Genomic DNA, 15,971 nt, shown 5'->3' on the forward strand with positions numbered 1-15,971 from the left:
ACTTCAGGGTAGACAAGCCGACCAGCACCAGCATGATGGTGATGATCCAGAAACGAACGACGACCTGCGTCTCTTTCCAGCCGCCCAGTTCGAAATGGTGATGCAGCGGTGCCATACGGAAAATCCGCCGGCCACCGGTGAGCTTGTAGTAGAGAACCTGTGCGGCGACGGACAGCGTTTCGGCGACGAAGACACCACCCATGATGGCCAGCACGATCTCCTGGCGAACGATGATTGCCACCGTCCCGAGAGCGGCACCAAGGGCCAGAGCGCCGACGTCGCCCATGAATACCTCGGCCGGGTAAGCGTTGAACCACAGGAAGCCGAGTCCGGCGCCGGCCATCGCCCCAAGAAAGATGGCCAGCTCGCCGGCCCCTGGCACGTAGGGCAGGAGCAGATATTTGGCATATACGGAGTTGCCGGCGACATAGGCAAAGATAGCCAGCGCGGCAGCAATCATCACTGTCGGCATGATCGCCAGTCCATCGAGGCCGTCGGTCAGATTCACGGCGTTGCTCGTGCCGACGACAACCAAATAGCTCAGGACAATGAAACCGATGATCCCCAGCGGATAGGAGACGGTCTTGAAGAAAGGCACGATCAATTGCAGCTGTGCCGGACCGCTCGCCGTCATCGCCAGGTAGAGCGCCACCAGCAGACCAAGCGCAGATTGCCAGAAATACTTCCAGCGTGCCGCCAACCCTTTCGGATCGCGATTGACCACCTTCTGCCAGTCGTCGTACCAGCCGATGCCACCAAAGCCGAGGGTGACGATCAGGACCACCCAGACGTAGCGGTTGGTGAGATCGCCCCATAGCAGCGTGGTGATGCTGATGGCGATGAGGATCAGCGCGCCGCCCATGGTCGGCGTCCCGGATTTGATGAGGTGCGTTTGCGGACCATCCTGCCGCACGGCCTGACCGATCTTCTTGGCTGCCAGCCAGCGAATCACTGATGGCCCGGCGACGAAGGAAATGATCAGCGCCGTCATCGCGGCAAGGACGGTACGCAGGGTGATATAGCCGACGACGTTGAAAGCGCGAACATCCTGGGCCAACCATTGCGCCAGCAGCAGTAGCATCAGTCGCTCCTCCCGGCGGCAGGAACGGCAAGAGCATCGGCCACCCGTTCCATGCGCATGAACCGAGACCCCTTGACGAGAACGGTTGTCTCGGCGGACAGCTCGGCCAGCAGAACTTCGATCAGCCTGTCGATGCTGGTGAAGTGCTCGCCGCCAGAACCGAAATTGTGGGCGGCGAGAGCGCTCGCCTCGCCAATGGTCAACAGGCGATCGACTCCCTGACTCTTGGCGTAACCGCCAATTTCGTCATGGAATTGCCCGCTCATCTCACCGATTTCACCCATGTCGCCGAGGACCAGAACTTTTTTGCCGATGGTGGCGGCAAGGACGTCGATGCCAGCGCGCACCGAATCCGGATTGGCGTTATAGGTGTCGTCGAGCAAGACGGCGTCGTGCAGGCCACGCCGCCGCTGCAAGCGTCCCTTGAGACCGCGAAAAGCGCTCAGGCCCGCCTGCACGGCCTGTAGCGAGATGCCCGCTGCCAGGCAAGCGGTTGCGGCGGCCAGGGCGTTGCGCGCATTGTGTTCGCCCGGCAGCGCGAGAACGATGTCGACCACTTCCCCGCCTGAAGTGCGGACACTGAGACGGTTTTCAAGGCCATGCAGGTGACACTTCCCGATGACGTCTGCCGACTGTCCGAAGCCGAAGGTCATCACACCCAGGCCGCGGCTCGCGCTATGCCAGAGCCCGGCCCATTGGTCGTCGGCGTTGAAGACTGCCACGCCGCTCTCGTCGAGGCCTGAAAAAATGCTGCCTTTTTCTGTGGCGATCGCCTCCAGCGAACCCATCCCCGCGAGGTGCGCACGTTGCGCGTTGGTTACCAGGGCAACGCTGGGGCGGGCGATTCCGGCCAGATAGGCAATTTCACCGGGATGGTTCATGCCCATCTCGACGATCGCCGCACGATGTGTCGAGCTGAGCCGAAGGAGGGTGAGCGGCAGGCCGATGTCGTTGTTGTAGTTGCCCTGCGTCGCCAGAATCGCCTCACCGAAGGCAAGCTTGAGGATGCTGGCGATCATCTCCTTGGTGGTGGTCTTGCCATTGCTGCCAGTGACGGCGATCAACGGCAGGCTGAAGTGGCTACGCCAGTCAGCGGCCAGAGCACCCAGTGACAAGCGGGTGTCGGGCACCTGGATGAGAGGCAGGGCAACGGCCTGCAGATTCGCGACGACGTCGGCAGCAACGATCGCCGCTGCCGCACCGCGCGCCGCAGCGGCGGCGAGGTAGTCGTGACCATCGAAGTTCGGGCCACGCAACGCCACGAACAGCTCGCCGGCAACGATGCGCCGAGTATCGGTCGATACGCCGCAGAAGGTCACATTATCACCACAGAGCTTGCCGCCGATGGCGTGGGCAGCTGCCCGGAGATCCATCATCACGCTCATCGCGCCAACTCCTGTCGGGCTGCGAGCGCAGCACGCGCTTGCGCAAGATCCGAGAACGGCCGGCGCACACCGGCGATCTCCTGGTACGACTCGTGCCCCTTGCCGGCGATCAACACCACATCAGCCGGATGTGCGGCAAGGATTGTTTGGGAAATGGCTTGCGCGCGATCGGCAATCATCTCGGCGGCCGGCGCACCGGCACGAATTTCGTCGAGGATCGCCTGCGGATCCTCGCTGCGCGGATTGTCGCTGGTCAGCACCACCCGATCGGCCCGCTGCGCCGCAACCGCTCCCATCAACGGCCTCTTACCGCCATCACGGTCGCCACCACAACCGAAAATGGCAGTCAGGCCAGCCCCGCGGGCCGTCGCCACGCCACGCAGCGCAGCCAGGGCGCTCTCCAGGGCATCCGGGGTGTGAGCGTAGTCGACGACCACCAACGGTTCGTTGTGGCCGCCGATGGTCTCCAGCCGACCTGCCGGCGACTTCAACTGGGCGAAACGCTCGGCGACCGCCTTGGGGGTCAGTCCGGCATCGATCAATACGGCGGCGACAGCGAGAAGATTCGACACGTTGTAGCGGCCGAGCAAGCCGGTTTCGACCGCCACGCGGCCATTCGGCGCACAGAGACGGAAGCGCAGGCCGGTGATGCTTTCTTCGACGTTTTCGGCACGGATCGTCCCTTGCCGGTCGTCCGGCAGTTCTCGCTGGGTATAACCGACCACTTTCGTCGCGGTGGTCAGGGCCACCAGCTCGCGCCCGACGGGATCGTCGAGATTGCAGACCGCCAGGCGCAAGCGTGGCCATGTGAAAAGGCCTGCCTTGGCCTGCGCGTAGGCCTCCATCGTGCCGTGGTAGTCGAGATGGTCGCGCGTCAGGTTGGTGAACACCGCGACGTCGACACGGGCGCCGTCGAGGCGCCCTTCGGCGATCCCGATCGAACTCGCTTCGAGCGCACAGGCTTGCGTATCGTCGTCGGCGAAAGCGGCGAGATAGCGCATCAACACGGGTGCTTCCGGCGTTGTGAAGCCGGTTTCGATCAAGGCTCCGGGAAGACCCGCCCCCAAGGTGCCGATGACCGTACAGCGACGCGGGTAGCAGGCGGCGACCCACTGCGAGACCGTCGTCTTGCCATTGGTTCCGGTCACCGCGACCAGCGACAGGCGCTCACTCGGTCGCCCGTAAATGGCATGCGCCAGCGGTCCGCGCAGCTGACGCAGACCGCGGACGGGCAGGTTGGCGATCTGCCAATCCGCGCTCCACACGAAGCCATCCCCTCCACCAGTGCTCGCCTCCCAGAGGACAGCTGCGGCGCCGCCGGCAATCGCTTCGGCAATATAGCGACGACCGTCGGCAAGCTCACCGGGATAGGCCAGGAAGAGCTCCCCGGGAGCAACCTGGCGGCTGTCGTCGGACACACCGCTCGGCAGCACGCCGAGGGCTGCCAAGCTTTCCAGAGTGCTGGCTACGGAATCCGTTCGCAAGTTGGTGGCCGCCGCACTCACAGGCGGGCCTTCGCTGGCGCGACCTTCGTCGACGGATTCTGGGCCACCTCCAGCGGCGCATCCGGTGCGATACCCAGTGTCCGCAGCGCGCCGCTCATTACCGCGGCGAACACCGGTCCGGCGACCAAGCCGCCATAGTATTTTCCGCCGCCCGGCTCGTCGATCATTACTGCGACGATCAGTCGCGGATCCGATGCTGGCGCAAAGCCGACGAAGGATGAAACGTACTTGCTCGCGTAACGACCACCGACAAGCTTGTTCGCGGTGCCGGTCTTGCCGGCCACACGGTAACCGGCAATCTGCGCCATGGGAGCGGTCCCCCCGGGCTGAACAGCCATCTCGAGCATGGCGCGAACTTCGCGCGCGGTCTGCAGACTGAAAATCTGCGTGCCACGCGGCGGCGCCGAATCGACGCGGGTGAGCGACAGCGGCACCAAATCCCCATCACGGGCGAAGACCGAATAGGCACGCGCCAGCTGGATCAGTGTTACGGAAATGCCATGGCCGTAAGACATGGTGGCCTGCTCGATTGGCCGCCAACTCTTCCACGGGCGGAGCCGACCGCTCACCTCGCCGGGGAAACCCAGAGCAGACACGCGGCCGAAGCCGACATGGTCGAACATTTCCCACATTTTCTGCGGCGGAAGCATTGCCGCAATCTTGGCCGTACCGACGTTCGAGGACTTCTGGATCACCTGGGCAACGGTCAACGCCCCGTGCGCATGAGCGTCGGAAATGGTCGCCCTGCCGATGGTGAGCCTTCCAGGCGCGGTGTTGATGACAGTGTCGGATCGGACCTTGCCGTTCTCAAGCGCCAACGCGACCGTAAAAGGTTTGAGCGTGGACCCCGGCTCGAAGGTATCGGTCACCGCGCGATTGCGAAGCTGACCCCCGGTCAGGCTGTCACGATTATTCGGGTTATAGGTCGGCCAGTTGGCCAAGGCGAGAATTTCGCCGCTTACCGCATCCAGTACGACGACACCACCCGCCTTGGCTTTGTTGTCGGCAATCGCCTGCTTGAGCTGGCTGTAAGCCAGGTACTGGATCTTCGAATCGAGCGCCAGGCTGATATCCGCGCCGTCCTGCGGCGGCTTGATCGAGCCGACATCCTCGACGATTTGACCTCGTCGGTCCTTGATCACACTGCGGCTGCCTGGCTGACCCAGCAGCTGTCGATGAAACGCCAGCTCCACGCCTTCCAGGCCCTTGCCGTCAACCCCCGTGAAACCGACCATGTGAGCAGTCATCTCACCGGTCGGGTAGAAACGACGGTATTCCTTGTCCTGACCGATGCCAGGCAACTTGAGTGCCGCCACCTGCTCGGCCACTGGCGGCGGAATCTGACGCCGCAGAAAGACGAAAGTTTTGTCGGTATCCAGCTTACGGGTGAGCAGCTGCGGGTCTGTCTCCAGCAGAGCAGCCAGATGCCGGGTCTGCTCCGGCGTCAGAGAGGTCGCCGGTGGAACTGCCCAGATGGACTTCATCGGTGTCGAAATGGCCAGAACATCGCCATAGCGGTCGGCAATACGTCCGCGCGAAGCGCTGATCTCGATGTCACGTCGGTAACGCGACTCGCCTTTTTCCTGCAGGAAGTCGGTGTTGAGTATTTGCAGGTAGAAGGCGCGGCCGATCAGCACGACGAAAGAGGCCAGGATCACCAGGGCCATGACACGCGAGCGCCAGGCTGGCAGGCGCAACTCCAGCAACGGGCTTTCGGCAAACTTGTGCGCCACTTTCCCCTTGAAACGCATCATCGCAGCGCGCCTCCGACTCGACCGGGGACCAGGCTGTTCCCTTCGGGAGTACGCATCCCGAGCTTTTCGACGGCGATCTTCTCTATTCTCGGCGCCGTTCCCCAGGTCGAAAGCTCCAATTGCAGCTGCCCGAACTCGACTTCGAGCTGCCGCGCGCGCTCCTGCTCGACGTCGAGAGCCTGAAACAGCTGACGCGCCTTGTGCTGCGAAGTCACCACGCCAAGACTACAGATGACCACCGCGAGGAGGAGGAATACGTTCAGGCGAATCATTTCAGGCAGCCCTGCTGGCGAGCTTTTCGGCAACACGCATGACGGCGCTGCGCGCTCGCGGATTCGCCGCGACCTCGACGGCACCCGCCCTGACCGGCTTGCCGACCAGACGAAGACATGGTGGTGGCAAATCGGCCGCCCGCAAGGGCAGCCTTCTCGGCATATGGTCAGCAATCGCCTCGTCTCGCATGAAACGCTTGACGATTCGGTCCTCGAGCGAATGGAAGCTGATGACTACCAGCCGCCCTCCTTGCTTCAACGCGGCCATTGCCTGCGGCAACACTAGCGCAAGTTGTTCGAGCTCTTGATTGATATGAATCCGTAGAGCTTGAAAGGTACGCGTCGCCGCATCCTTCCCGGGCTCGCGGGTCCGCACGGTCTCGCGTACAAGTTTGGCGAGGTCGCCCGTGGTTGCCAGCGGCCGCTCTCGCCGAGCAGCCACAATCGTCTTTGCAATCTGGAAAGCAAACCGTTCTTCCCCATAGTTTCTGATGACCTCCGTGATCTCCTGCGCACCGGCCCGGTGCAGCCACTGTGCCGCGGTTTCGCCCTGGGTTGTATCCATCCGCATATCAAGCGGTGCGTCATAGCGGAAACTGAAACCCCGCGTACCATCGTCAAGCTGCGGCGACGAGACGCCGATATCGAGAAGCACGCCATCGACGCCCTCCACGGTTTCGATACCTGCCCGTCGCAAGGCACCCGTCAAGTCACCGAAGCACTGATGCATGACGACCAGCCTCGCATCAGCGGTTTCGCCGGCCAGAGTCAGCGCCTCAAGATCTCGATCGAGCGCCACCAGGCGGCCACCGGGTCCGAGCCTCTCGAGGATCGCTCGACTGTGGCCACCTCGCCCGAAGGTGCCATCGATGTAGATCCCTGAGGGCTTCACCGCCAGGGCATCGACTGCCTCCCGCAACAAGACCGTCTGATGCGGCGATGGCAGACTCACAGCGCCAAATCCTCGAGCCCCGGGGGCAGGAACTGATCACCAAGGGCGAAAACGGTTTCCTGCTGCTGCTGCCATCCAACATCCGACCAGATTTCGAAATGGCTGCCCTGACCGACCAGCCAGACCTGCTTCTCAAGCGCGGCAAACTGCCGAAGCTCGGGCGCGATCAACAGGCGGCCGGCCGCATCCATGCCCTCTTCGCGGGCGTTACCGACCAGCAGGCGCTTGATTGCTGCGGATTGCTGATTGAGACTCGAGGCAGCCAACACTTTGTCGCGAATGGGCTCCCACGCGGGCTCCGGATACAAGAGCAGGCAACGATGCGGATGTGCGGTAAGCACCAAGCGGCCATCGGCGACCGACGCGAGCGCCTCCCGATGGCGCACCGGAATCGCCAGCCTGCCTTTGACATCGAGACTCAATGCTGCCGCACCCTGAAACATCTGTTCGAATCGCCCCTAATTTTCCTGCCGAGAACACGCCAAGCTTTCCACTTTTCACCACTTACCCCCACTTTAAGACAAACATTCCGCTAAAGCAAGGGATTTGGCATCGCTTTTCTCAATAGCTACAAGGACTTACGGAACATTTGTCAGGCGCCGCGCAGCAGAGATTGTTTTTAAAAAACAAGGGCGCAATTGCCGTAGTTAAAGTATTTTCTTACAACAGGCCGGCAAACCTGCGTCACCGGCGCATCAAACGCCGATCGGAGGGATCAAGACAGACAAGCAGGAGTGGGTTGCGCCAGAAAAAGACGCCAAGCTGCAGACAGCGATCGTTGCCTGCTACGCTCGAAAGGTGGGAAGCCGGTCGATAAGCCGGGTTCTGTCGTGGACAGCCATTCCTCTAGGCGTACTGTTGCCAGCACGCTCAAGCAGCCTACCCGGAAGCAGCGCGAGCCACGCCGACGCTTCCCTATTTGGCCTTGCTCCGGATGGGGTTTACCATGCCGCCCGTGTTACCACGGGCGCGGTGAGCTCTTACCTCACCGTTTCACCCTTACCTGCCCCCCTCAGTTGCCTGAGTGAGACATCGGCGGTCTGCTTTCTGTTGCACTTTCCGTCACCTCACGGTGCCCGGTCGTTAACCGGCATCCTGCTCTGCGGAGCCCGGACTTTCCTCTCGGCGCCAGGTTTGCACCCTTTGCCCAGCGGCTGCCTGACCGACTTCCCATGCTGATTATACGCGTCGCTCGCTACGGCCCGACCGGAATTGCCAGCGGTCGTCGTAGTAGGTGGGCGCCTGGTTATCGGGCGTGACGCCAGGCAGGCCCATCAAGGGCAAGGGGTCGAACGCGCGCGGATCCAGGCGCAACCCAGCGGTCAGCTCCCCCGCCAGCCGCCGGTCAACATCAGCCAATTGTCCTGCCAGGGGTTGGCACAGCCACTCCTCGTTGACTTCATACAGGATCGCCTTGGCCGTCAAGCCACGAAAAGGTGCGAGCAGCTGCTCGTAGGTCGCGTGGCCAAAAACAAAGCAGCGTAACGCCCGAGCCAGATCGAGCCGCCGCTCCCAGAACAGAGTTTTCCACTGAAAACCCCGCAGCAGCGCCAACAGCGACGGATCAGACGAGACCACGATGACGCCACATTCGTCGAAATGAGTCATCGCATCACGCTCGCGACCGCGACTTTTTGCTTGAATCGTCAGGGCTGCAGCATGGCGCGCGTTGAGAACCCCCTTGCTCAGGGGAAAGGTGAACCAGACCAGCGCATTGAAGAAATCATGCCAATTACCCGGGCGCGTGGCCACCTGCCCGCGCGTCCAGATGCGCGCTTCGTAATCCAGACCATCAGACTTCGGCGTCACAAAAGACAGCCGCTGGCCACTGGCAGTACGCAAATCGTGCCGGGAAATCAGGAAATCGAGCGACGCCGTATCAGGCGCGAAGGGAATGATTTCAAGAAGGGGCGACAGGGGTTCGAACAAGCCGCCGGGCGAAGGAAAGCCGTATCGACTCAATTCGGCGTCGGCGCGGCGGTTTCCGTGGACGCTTCACTCTTGGCCGCCGCAACGAAAGTCAAGCTGTCACTTTGCATCTGGAAGCTTCCCTGCAAAGGACCGAGGCCGCCCTCGGGCGCTTCTTCAAGCCGGGCAAAACCCTCACAGGTCCGCGTCTCGACAACCACCATCCTCTTGCCCTGTTTGAGAATCCAGGCGTCATTGCCGGGTGCATAGACCTCGATCCTGCTATCGGCAGGTCCTGGACCCATGTCGTGCCGGCGCATGCAATCAGGCATCCGGGCTGCGACAATGGCGTAATCTGCCGTTTTCTCCCAGAAAAAACTCTGCACCCGAATCAATGTCAGCGAATGCCGACTCGAGTCAATCTCGAAGACCGCACGCTGATCCGAACAGGCAACCAGCAGAGGCAGCAAGAACAGGGGCAGCAGCTTTTTCCGCGACACAGGAAGTCTCCTCAAGCGAATGCCGAAACAGGACGGCCCGGCGCGCCATCAACCGAGCGCCCTCCATCGTAGCAGCTCGCCGGCACGTAAGGGCACCAGGGCGTCGCCAGCGAGGTAGGGGAAGGACTCCGGCACTCGCCAGACCTCCTGCGCGAGTGTCACCGTGCCGGTGTTGCGTGGCAAAGCGTAAAAATCGGGGCCGTTGAAACTGGCGAACGCCTCCAGGCGATCAAGCGCAGCGGCTGACTCGAAAGCCTCCGCATAGAGTTCGAGAGCCGCATGCGCCGTGTAGCAACCGGCACAACCACAAGCGATCTCCTTGGTCATCCGCGCATGCGGTGCGGAATCCGTACCGAGAAAGAATCGCTTGCTGCCGGACGTCGCGGCGCCTATCAGCGCCAGGCGATGGCGCTCGCGCTTGAGGACGGGCAGACAGTAGTGATGGGGGCGGATGCCGCCAGCGAAGAGGGCGTTGCGATTGTAAAGCAGATGGTGGGCGGTGATCGTTGCCGCGACGTTCGGCCCACAACCAGCGACGAAGTCGGCTGCGTCGCTGGTCGTGATGTGTTCGAAAACTACCCTGAGCCCCGGGTAGCGCTGTAGCAAAGGATGCATCACACGGTCAATGAACAACTTCTCGCGATCGAAGACATCGACCTCCGGGTCGGTCACCTCGCCATGGACCAGCAAGGGCATGCCGCGGTTTTCCATCTCGGCGAGCACCGCATCGCATTTGTCCAGATCGGTGACGCCGGAATCGGAGTTGGTCGTCGCCCCAGCCGGGTAAAGCTTGACCGCGTGCACGAAGTCGCTGCCTGCGGCGCGCCGGATCTCATCAACTGGCGTGCTATCCGTCAGGTACAGGGTCATCAGGGGTTCGAACAGCATACCCTGCGGTAAAGCGGCCAGGATGCGCGCCCGGTACTCGCCAGCTGCAGCGACGGTGGTCACCGGTGGGCGCAGATTGGGCATCACGATGGCTCGGGCGAATTGACGCGCGGTATGCGGCAGGAGGGTTTTCAATGCCTCACCGTCGCGCAGGTGAAGGTGCCAGTCGTCAGGACGGGTAAGGGTGATCTGCATGCTTGCGCCCAGCAATGGAAAGCACCGAATTCTAGATGATTTCCCTGCGTGCCGTGGCAAAGCCCGCGCCGCCGTCAAGCTGACGCGCGCGGCTACCGCGAACAGCAGGGCACGCGATGACTATGCCCGCAAGTGCAAAGCCAGTTGATACAGTGCCTTCTTTCCGACACCGGTAATCGCGTGCGCCAACTTGCTGGCCTGGCTGACCGGCAGCCCCTCCTCGAGCAGCAGCTTCAGCACCCGCTCGCCCTCGACAGTCTCCTCTACCGGCGGAGCGCCGGAAACCAGGAGTACGAATTCTCCACGTTGCCGGTTGCTGTCGGCCAGCAGCCAGTCGTGCGCATCGCCAAGCGCGCAAACGTGGATTGACTCGAACACTTTCGTCAGTTCACGCGCCAACACCAATGTCCGTTGCGGCCCGAACGCGGTCGCCAACGCCACCACGGTCTCGAGAATTCGATGCGGCGCCTCATAAAAAACCAGCGCGTAGGGCAAATGGGCCAGCCCACGCAAAGCCTCTCCACGCTGCCCGGCTTTCGCGGCCAAAAACCCGTAGAACAGAAAGCGGGCCTCGTTGAGGCCTGCTGCCGATAGCGCGACGACCGCTGCGCACGCGCCTGGCAAGGGAACGATGCGGAAACCAGCGGCACGCACTCGGGCCACCAGTCGCGCCCCCGGATCAGATACCGCAGGCGTGCCGGCATCCACCACCAGCGCAACCGACTCGCCAGCGGCGAGCCGCGCAATCACCTGTTGAGCGGCCTCCTCCTCGTTATGCTGATGCGCCGCCAGCAGGCGCGCATTGCAGCCATAGTGCCGGAGCAGCGGCGCGCTGTGGCGAGTGTCCTCGGCGGCCACCCACGCCACCTGGCGAAGGACCTCGATCGAACGGGAGGTCATGTCGCCAAGGTGACCGAGGGGGGTCGGAACCACATATAATGCAGGGCAATCTTCCGTCATGATGATCCGTTTACAGGTGAGCGACAAAGATAGCACGGCCAGATCATCGGCACATCCGGTCAGCCAGGGCATCGTCGCCGAGCGGCTGGCCGCACGCTTCCTCGAGCGACAAGGTCTGGCGGTCGTCGCGCGCAACTATCGTTGCCGTGGCGGCGAGGTCGACCTGATCTGCCGGGACGGACGGGCGTTGGTGTTCGTGGAAGTCCGCTTGCGTCGTAGTATGAGCCATGGTGGTGCGGCCGCCAGCATCACCACCGTCAAACAGCGCCGTATCGTTCTTGCCGCACGACATTACCTGGCGTCCCGCCCGTGCGCGGACGGGGAGTGCGACTGTCGCTTCGACTGTCTGCTGCTCGACAGGGTGGCTGAAGCAGCCATCGTGTGGATCCGCGATGCCTTTTCCGCGGCCTGAGAGCATCCTCGGGACGGCCTGATGCTGGCGCTCCGTGGGCGCCAGCGCTGCCGTCGCTGACGGCACAGCTGGCGAGCGGCTGGTGGTCACGAGCCCGCGAAACCCCGGTTGGCGGAGACCTTGGCGAGGCGCGAGGTCTTCGTGAGCTGCTGATGTTAAGATCCCGCACTGCCCTTTCGCCGGAACCGAAGCACAACCCATGGATTTGATCACTCGTATTAGCCAGCACTTCAAGGACAGCGCACAGATCAAGCTCAATGCGATCGACGTGCTGGCCGGACCGATTGCCCAGGCCATCGAGGCGATGGTCGACTGCCTGCTGAACAACGGCAAGATCCTCGCCTGCGGCAACGGCGGCTCGGCCGCTGACGCACAGCACCTGGCAGCCGAGCTGGTCGGCCGCTTCGAAGCGGAACGACACGAGCTGGCGGCGATTGCCTTGACCACCGACACCTCGATCATCTCGGCGATCGCCAACGACTACGGCTACCAACTGGTGTTTGCCAAGCAGGTGCGCGCACTCGGCCAACCCGGCGATGTTCTGGTAGCCATTTCGACATCGGGGAACTCGCCCAGCGTGATCGAAGCGATCAACGCCGCACACGCCAACGATCTGCGGGTGATCGCGCTGACCGGCCGGGGCGGTGGCGCGATCGGCGAGATCCTGCATGACGACACCGACGTGCACATCTGCGTTCCGGCCGAGCGTACTGCACGAATTCAGGAAACGCACTTGCTTGCCATCCACTGCCTCTGCGATGGTATTGATTGCCTGCTCATGGGAGTTGACGAATGAAGAAAGCCCTGGCCACCAGCCTGCTTGTCGGTGCCACCCTCGTGCCGATGCTGCAGGGCTGCGTTCCGCTGGTCGCTGCCGGCGCCACGCAGGCCACGCTATCAACCATCGATCGCCGATCGCTCGGCACACAAACCGACGACGAAACGATCGAATGGAAGGCCGCGAGCGCGGTCGGCGAGAAGATCGGAGAGCACGCACACACCAACTTCACCAGCTACAACCGCAAGGTGCTCGCTAGCGGTGAAGTTCCCTCCGAGGAGATCAAGGCGGAAGTCGAGCGCGTGGTCGCTGGCATCCCACAGGTGCAGGGCGTCTACAACGAACTGGCGATCGCCGCAGCCACTTCGTTCTCGGTGCGCAGTAACGATTCCTACATCACCACCAAAGTCAAGGCTCGCTTCGTCGACGCGGGAAAATTCAACGCCGTCTATGTCAAGGTGGTGACGGAGAACGGCGTGGTCTATCTGCTCGGCCTGGTCACCCAGCGCGAAGCAGATGCGGCAATCCAGGTGGCAAGAACCACCAGCGACGTGAAAAAGGTCGTGAACCTGATGGAAATCATCTCTGCGGCCAGGGTTAAAGAACTCCAGCCGCACGTTGAGCCTGGCCAGCCGGCCAATCCCGACGACATCGGCGGAGGCTGACGCCAAGCCTCTCCAGCCCACAGCCGAAAACCACCGCAGGGAAGAACGGGGCGAAACGTCACCGACGGTCGGTGGGCGCTGCCGGCTCCTTCTTCTTTCCCCACACCGGGTGGGCATGCCGGGTGAGGATGAAGTCGGCAAAGAACTTCATCCAGATCGTTGAACCGGCGATCGCGCTCCAGATGTCGTAAGCAACGCCGCCGGCGACCACCATCAGGATCACCGCCACTGCAACCCCGCCAGCAATCAGGTTGATCGCGGCCGCGTAGGGTGCAAACTTCGCCGGGTCCTCGGGCGGTACGCCGCGCTTGAGCGCCACCTCGGAAAAATCACGCTTGAAAAGAATTCGCCACGCCCGCCGTAGCCAGAAGAAGGCGATCGGGAAGAGGCCGAGAAACAGTATCCATGTGATCGCGACGCTGATAGTCATCCACTACTCCTGTTGTTCCGCGCGCTCTCGCGGACGGCAATACACTTCACTTCGCAAAGCAGCAAAGAAAAACCCCGCCAAACGTGCCAGCGGGGTTTTTCCTGCCCGCTACCGCCGGCTACAGCCGACGGCAGCAAGATCAATCATAAGCTAATTGCGCTTAGTGCGAACCACTGACCGCGGTCGAGCCGCGCGGAATGCGAACGGCCTCGACCATCGCCTGGATGTGCTCCGGCGGTTCCGGGGTCACTTTGTCGACCAGGAAGGCAACACCGAAGTTGACCAGCGCACCGATCGCACCGAAGGCTTCCGGCGTGATGCCGAAGAAGCTGTTCGGCCCCCCGATCAGGTCGAGGTAATCGGTACCCTTGATGAAGAACAGACCCTTGTGTGCGAAGACGTAGAACAGGGTGATGAACAAGCCTGAGAGCATGCCGGCAATGGCACCTTCCTTGTTCATCTTCTTCGAGAAGATGCCCATCATGATCGCCGGGAACAGCGAACTCGCCGCGATACCGAAAGCCAGTGCCACGGTACCGGCGGCGAAGCCCGGCGGATTCAGCCCCAGATAGCCGGCGACAACGATCGCCACGGCCATCGAGATCTTGCCCGCCAGCAGCTCGTTCTTCTCGCTGATGTCCGGAACGAAGACGTTCTTGATCAGGTCATGAGAAACGGCGGCCGAGATGGCCATCAGCAGGCCGGCAGCGGTCGACAGGGCGGCAGCCAGACCACCGGCAGCAACCAGCGCGATCACCCAGTTCGGCAGCAGCGCGATTTCCGGGTTGGCGAGAACGATGATGTCGGCGTTGACCGTCAGCTCGTTGCCCTTCCAGCCGGCAGCTTCGGCCTTGGCCTTGAACGCGTCGCTCTTCGACTTGTCGTTGTAGTACTGGATGCGGCCATCGCCGTTCTTGTCCTCGAACTTGAGCAGACCGGTCTTCTCCCAGCGCTTCATCCAGTCCGGACGCTCCTCGTACACCAGTTGCGAGTCAGCAGCGTAAGGATCGGCACCTTGCATGACGACGCCCGGGGTAATCGTACGCAGCAGGTTGGTCCTGGCCATCGCGGCCACCGCGGGGGCGGTGGTGTACAGCAGGCCGATGAAGATCAGCGCCCAGCCAGCAGAACTGCGCGCGGCAGCCACCGTCGGCACGGTAAAGAAGCGCATGATGACGTGCGGCAGACCGGCGGTGCCGATCATCAGCGACATCGTGTACACGAACATGTTCAGCATGCCGCCAGCGTCCGACGTGGTGTAGTTGGCAAAGCCGAGATCGGATACCACCTTGTCCAGCGTGGCGAGCAGCGAGACGTCGTGGCCAACGAGGCTGGAGCCGAGACCCAGTTGCGGAATCGGGTTGCCGGTGAGTTGAATCGAGATGAAGATCGCCGGAATGATGTAGGCACAGATCAGCACGCAGTACTGCGCGACCTGCGTGTAGGTGATGCCCTTCATGCCGCCGAACACGGCATAGACGAAGACGATGCCCATGCCGACGTAGATGCCGGTTTCGCTCGAGACGCCGAGAAAGCGCGAAAAAGCGACACCGACGCCCGTCATCTGACCGATGATGTAGGTCAGCGACGCGGTCAGCAGGCAGGCAACGGCTACCGTGCTGGCGGACTTCGAGTAGAAGCGGTCGCCAATGAACTGCGGCACGGTGAACTTGCCGAACTTGCGCAGGTAAGGCGCGAGCAGCATCGCCAGCAGCACGTAGCCACCCGTCCAGCCCATCAGGAACAGACCGCCACCGTAACCCATGTTGGAGATCAGGCCGGCCATCGAGATGAACGACGCGGCCGACATCCAGTCCGCGCCGATCGCCATGCCGTTCATTACCGGCCCGACTTGACCACCGGCGGCGTAGAACTCGCTGGTAGTGCCGGCGCGCGCCCACAGGGCAATGGCGATGTACAGCGCGAAGGTCGCGCCGACGACCAGATAAATCGTTGTTTGCAGCTCCATAATTGGCCCCTTATTCTTCGTGAACGTCGAATTGACGGTCGATTTCGCCCATCTTCTTCCGGTAGTAGAAGATCAGCGCGATGAATATGTACATCGAACCCTGCTGGGCAAACCAGAAGCCCAGGGGATAGCCGCCCAGATGGATGCTATTTAATGCCGGGGCGAACAGGATGCCCGCGCCAAACGAAACCAGGAACCAAACTATCAGGATCTTGGTTAGTAACCCGAGGGTCGCTGACCAGTAGGCCTTTCCGCTGTCATCCATGATTACCTCCTCCAATTTTTTTCGATCGATTTAGCGGTCCCTTATTCGTCCG

Annotated in this window: 17 protein-coding genes and 1 other RNA gene; 3 read left to right on the plus strand and 15 right to left on the minus strand. The window is 62.2% G+C overall.

The features are described 5' to 3' along the window. From mraY to rsmI, 12 genes are all read right to left on the minus strand, one after another. Positions 1 to 1,081 (minus strand): phospho-N-acetylmuramoyl-pentapeptide-transferase (gene mraY, locus RUW20_RS00755; RefSeq protein WP_313950279.1); only part of this gene is annotated, 1,081 nt, incomplete at its 3' end. Next, positions 1,081 to 2,457, minus strand: a complete 1,377-nt coding sequence (murF, locus tag RUW20_RS00760; RefSeq protein ID WP_313950372.1) for a UDP-N-acetylmuramoyl-tripeptide--D-alanyl-D-alanine ligase — start codon at positions 2,455 to 2,457, stop codon at positions 1,081 to 1,083. The genes murF and mraY, both read right to left, overlap by 1 nt. Before the next feature lie 5 nt (positions 2,458 to 2,462). Then, positions 2,463 to 3,914, minus strand: a complete 1,452-nt coding sequence (locus RUW20_RS00765; protein WP_313950280.1) for a UDP-N-acetylmuramoyl-L-alanyl-D-glutamate--2,6-diaminopimelate ligase — start codon at positions 3,912 to 3,914, stop codon at positions 2,463 to 2,465. A 53-nt stretch (positions 3,915 to 3,967) separates the two neighbouring features. Next, on the minus strand, positions 3,968 to 5,725 hold the full coding sequence (locus RUW20_RS00770) for a penicillin-binding protein 2 (RefSeq protein ID WP_313950281.1): 1,758 nt from the start codon (positions 5,723 to 5,725) through the stop codon (positions 3,968 to 3,970). Further along, positions 5,722 to 5,997 carry a cell division protein FtsL gene (gene ftsL, locus RUW20_RS00775; RefSeq protein ID WP_313950282.1) on the minus strand — a complete coding sequence of 92 codons (276 nt, stop codon included), beginning with the start codon at positions 5,995 to 5,997 and terminating at the stop codon, positions 5,722 to 5,724. Before ftsL ends, RUW20_RS00770 begins: the two co-directional genes overlap by 4 nt. A gap of 1 nt (position 5,998) precedes the next feature. Then, positions 5,999 to 6,949, minus strand: a complete 951-nt coding sequence (gene rsmH / locus RUW20_RS00780; RefSeq protein WP_313950283.1) for a 16S rRNA (cytosine(1402)-N(4))-methyltransferase RsmH — start codon at positions 6,947 to 6,949, stop codon at positions 5,999 to 6,001. Beyond that, positions 6,946 to 7,392, minus strand: a complete 447-nt coding sequence (gene mraZ, locus RUW20_RS00785; protein ID WP_313950284.1) for a division/cell wall cluster transcriptional repressor MraZ — start codon at positions 7,390 to 7,392, stop codon at positions 6,946 to 6,948. Before mraZ ends, rsmH begins: the two co-directional genes overlap by 4 nt. A gap of 355 nt (positions 7,393 to 7,747) precedes the next feature. After that, positions 7,748 to 8,119: RNase P RNA component class A (rnpB, locus tag RUW20_RS00790), an RNA gene on the minus strand. Between the two features lie 9 nt (positions 8,120 to 8,128). Next, positions 8,129 to 8,911 carry a DUF3025 domain-containing protein gene (locus RUW20_RS00795; protein ID WP_313950285.1) on the minus strand — a complete coding sequence of 261 codons (783 nt, stop codon included), beginning with the start codon at positions 8,909 to 8,911 and terminating at the stop codon, positions 8,129 to 8,131. Then, positions 8,908 to 9,357, minus strand: coding sequence for a hypothetical protein (locus RUW20_RS00800; RefSeq protein WP_313950286.1), 450 nt, complete (start codon positions 9,355 to 9,357; stop codon positions 8,908 to 8,910). The genes RUW20_RS00795 and RUW20_RS00800 overlap by 4 nt, the downstream gene beginning before the upstream one ends. Before the next feature lie 48 nt (positions 9,358 to 9,405). Further along, complete coding sequence (gene pyrC, locus RUW20_RS00805; RefSeq protein ID WP_313950287.1) at positions 9,406 to 10,440, minus strand: dihydroorotase; 1,035 nt, start codon at positions 10,438 to 10,440, stop codon at positions 9,406 to 9,408. Between the two features lie 120 nt (positions 10,441 to 10,560). Beyond that, positions 10,561 to 11,373, minus strand: coding sequence for a 16S rRNA (cytidine(1402)-2'-O)-methyltransferase (gene rsmI / locus RUW20_RS00810; RefSeq protein ID WP_313950288.1), 813 nt, complete (start codon positions 11,371 to 11,373; stop codon positions 10,561 to 10,563). 25 nt (positions 11,374 to 11,398) lie between these two features. On the opposite strand from rsmI, the gene RUW20_RS00815 reads away from it, so the two are divergent. The 3 genes from RUW20_RS00815 to RUW20_RS00825 all read left to right on the plus strand — a co-directional run bounded on the left by RUW20_RS00815 (position 11,399) and on the right by RUW20_RS00825 (position 13,255). Next, complete coding sequence (locus RUW20_RS00815; RefSeq protein WP_313950289.1) at positions 11,399 to 11,812, plus strand: YraN family protein; 414 nt, start codon at positions 11,399 to 11,401, stop codon at positions 11,810 to 11,812. 199 nt (positions 11,813 to 12,011) lie between these two features. Then, positions 12,012 to 12,608: a phosphoheptose isomerase gene (locus RUW20_RS00820; RefSeq protein ID WP_313950290.1), complete on the plus strand. Its 597-nt coding sequence runs from the start codon at positions 12,012 to 12,014 to the stop codon at positions 12,606 to 12,608. Next, positions 12,605 to 13,255, plus strand: coding sequence for a BON domain-containing protein (locus tag RUW20_RS00825; protein WP_313950291.1), 651 nt, complete (start codon positions 12,605 to 12,607; stop codon positions 13,253 to 13,255). The genes RUW20_RS00820 and RUW20_RS00825 overlap by 4 nt, the downstream gene beginning before the upstream one ends. 58 nt (positions 13,256 to 13,313) lie before the next feature. Here RUW20_RS00825 and RUW20_RS00830 read toward each other — a convergent pair whose 3' ends face one another. The 3 genes from RUW20_RS00830 to RUW20_RS00840 all read right to left on the minus strand — a co-directional run bounded on the left by RUW20_RS00830 (position 13,314) and on the right by RUW20_RS00840 (position 15,919). After that, positions 13,314 to 13,685: a hypothetical protein gene (locus tag RUW20_RS00830; protein ID WP_313950292.1), complete on the minus strand. Its 372-nt coding sequence runs from the start codon at positions 13,683 to 13,685 to the stop codon at positions 13,314 to 13,316. A gap of 160 nt (positions 13,686 to 13,845) precedes the next feature. Further along, positions 13,846 to 15,654, minus strand: a complete 1,809-nt coding sequence (locus tag RUW20_RS00835; protein WP_313950293.1) for a sodium:solute symporter family protein — start codon at positions 15,652 to 15,654, stop codon at positions 13,846 to 13,848. 10 nt (positions 15,655 to 15,664) lie between these two features. Further along, positions 15,665 to 15,919 carry a DUF4212 domain-containing protein gene (locus RUW20_RS00840; protein WP_313950294.1) on the minus strand — a complete coding sequence of 85 codons (255 nt, stop codon included), beginning with the start codon at positions 15,917 to 15,919 and terminating at the stop codon, positions 15,665 to 15,667. Positions 15,920 to 15,971 lie beyond the last annotated feature (52 nt).

The sequence above is a fragment of the Accumulibacter sp. genome (assembly GCF_032229525.1).
GTDB lineage: Bacteria > Pseudomonadota > Gammaproteobacteria > Burkholderiales > Rhodocyclaceae > Accumulibacter.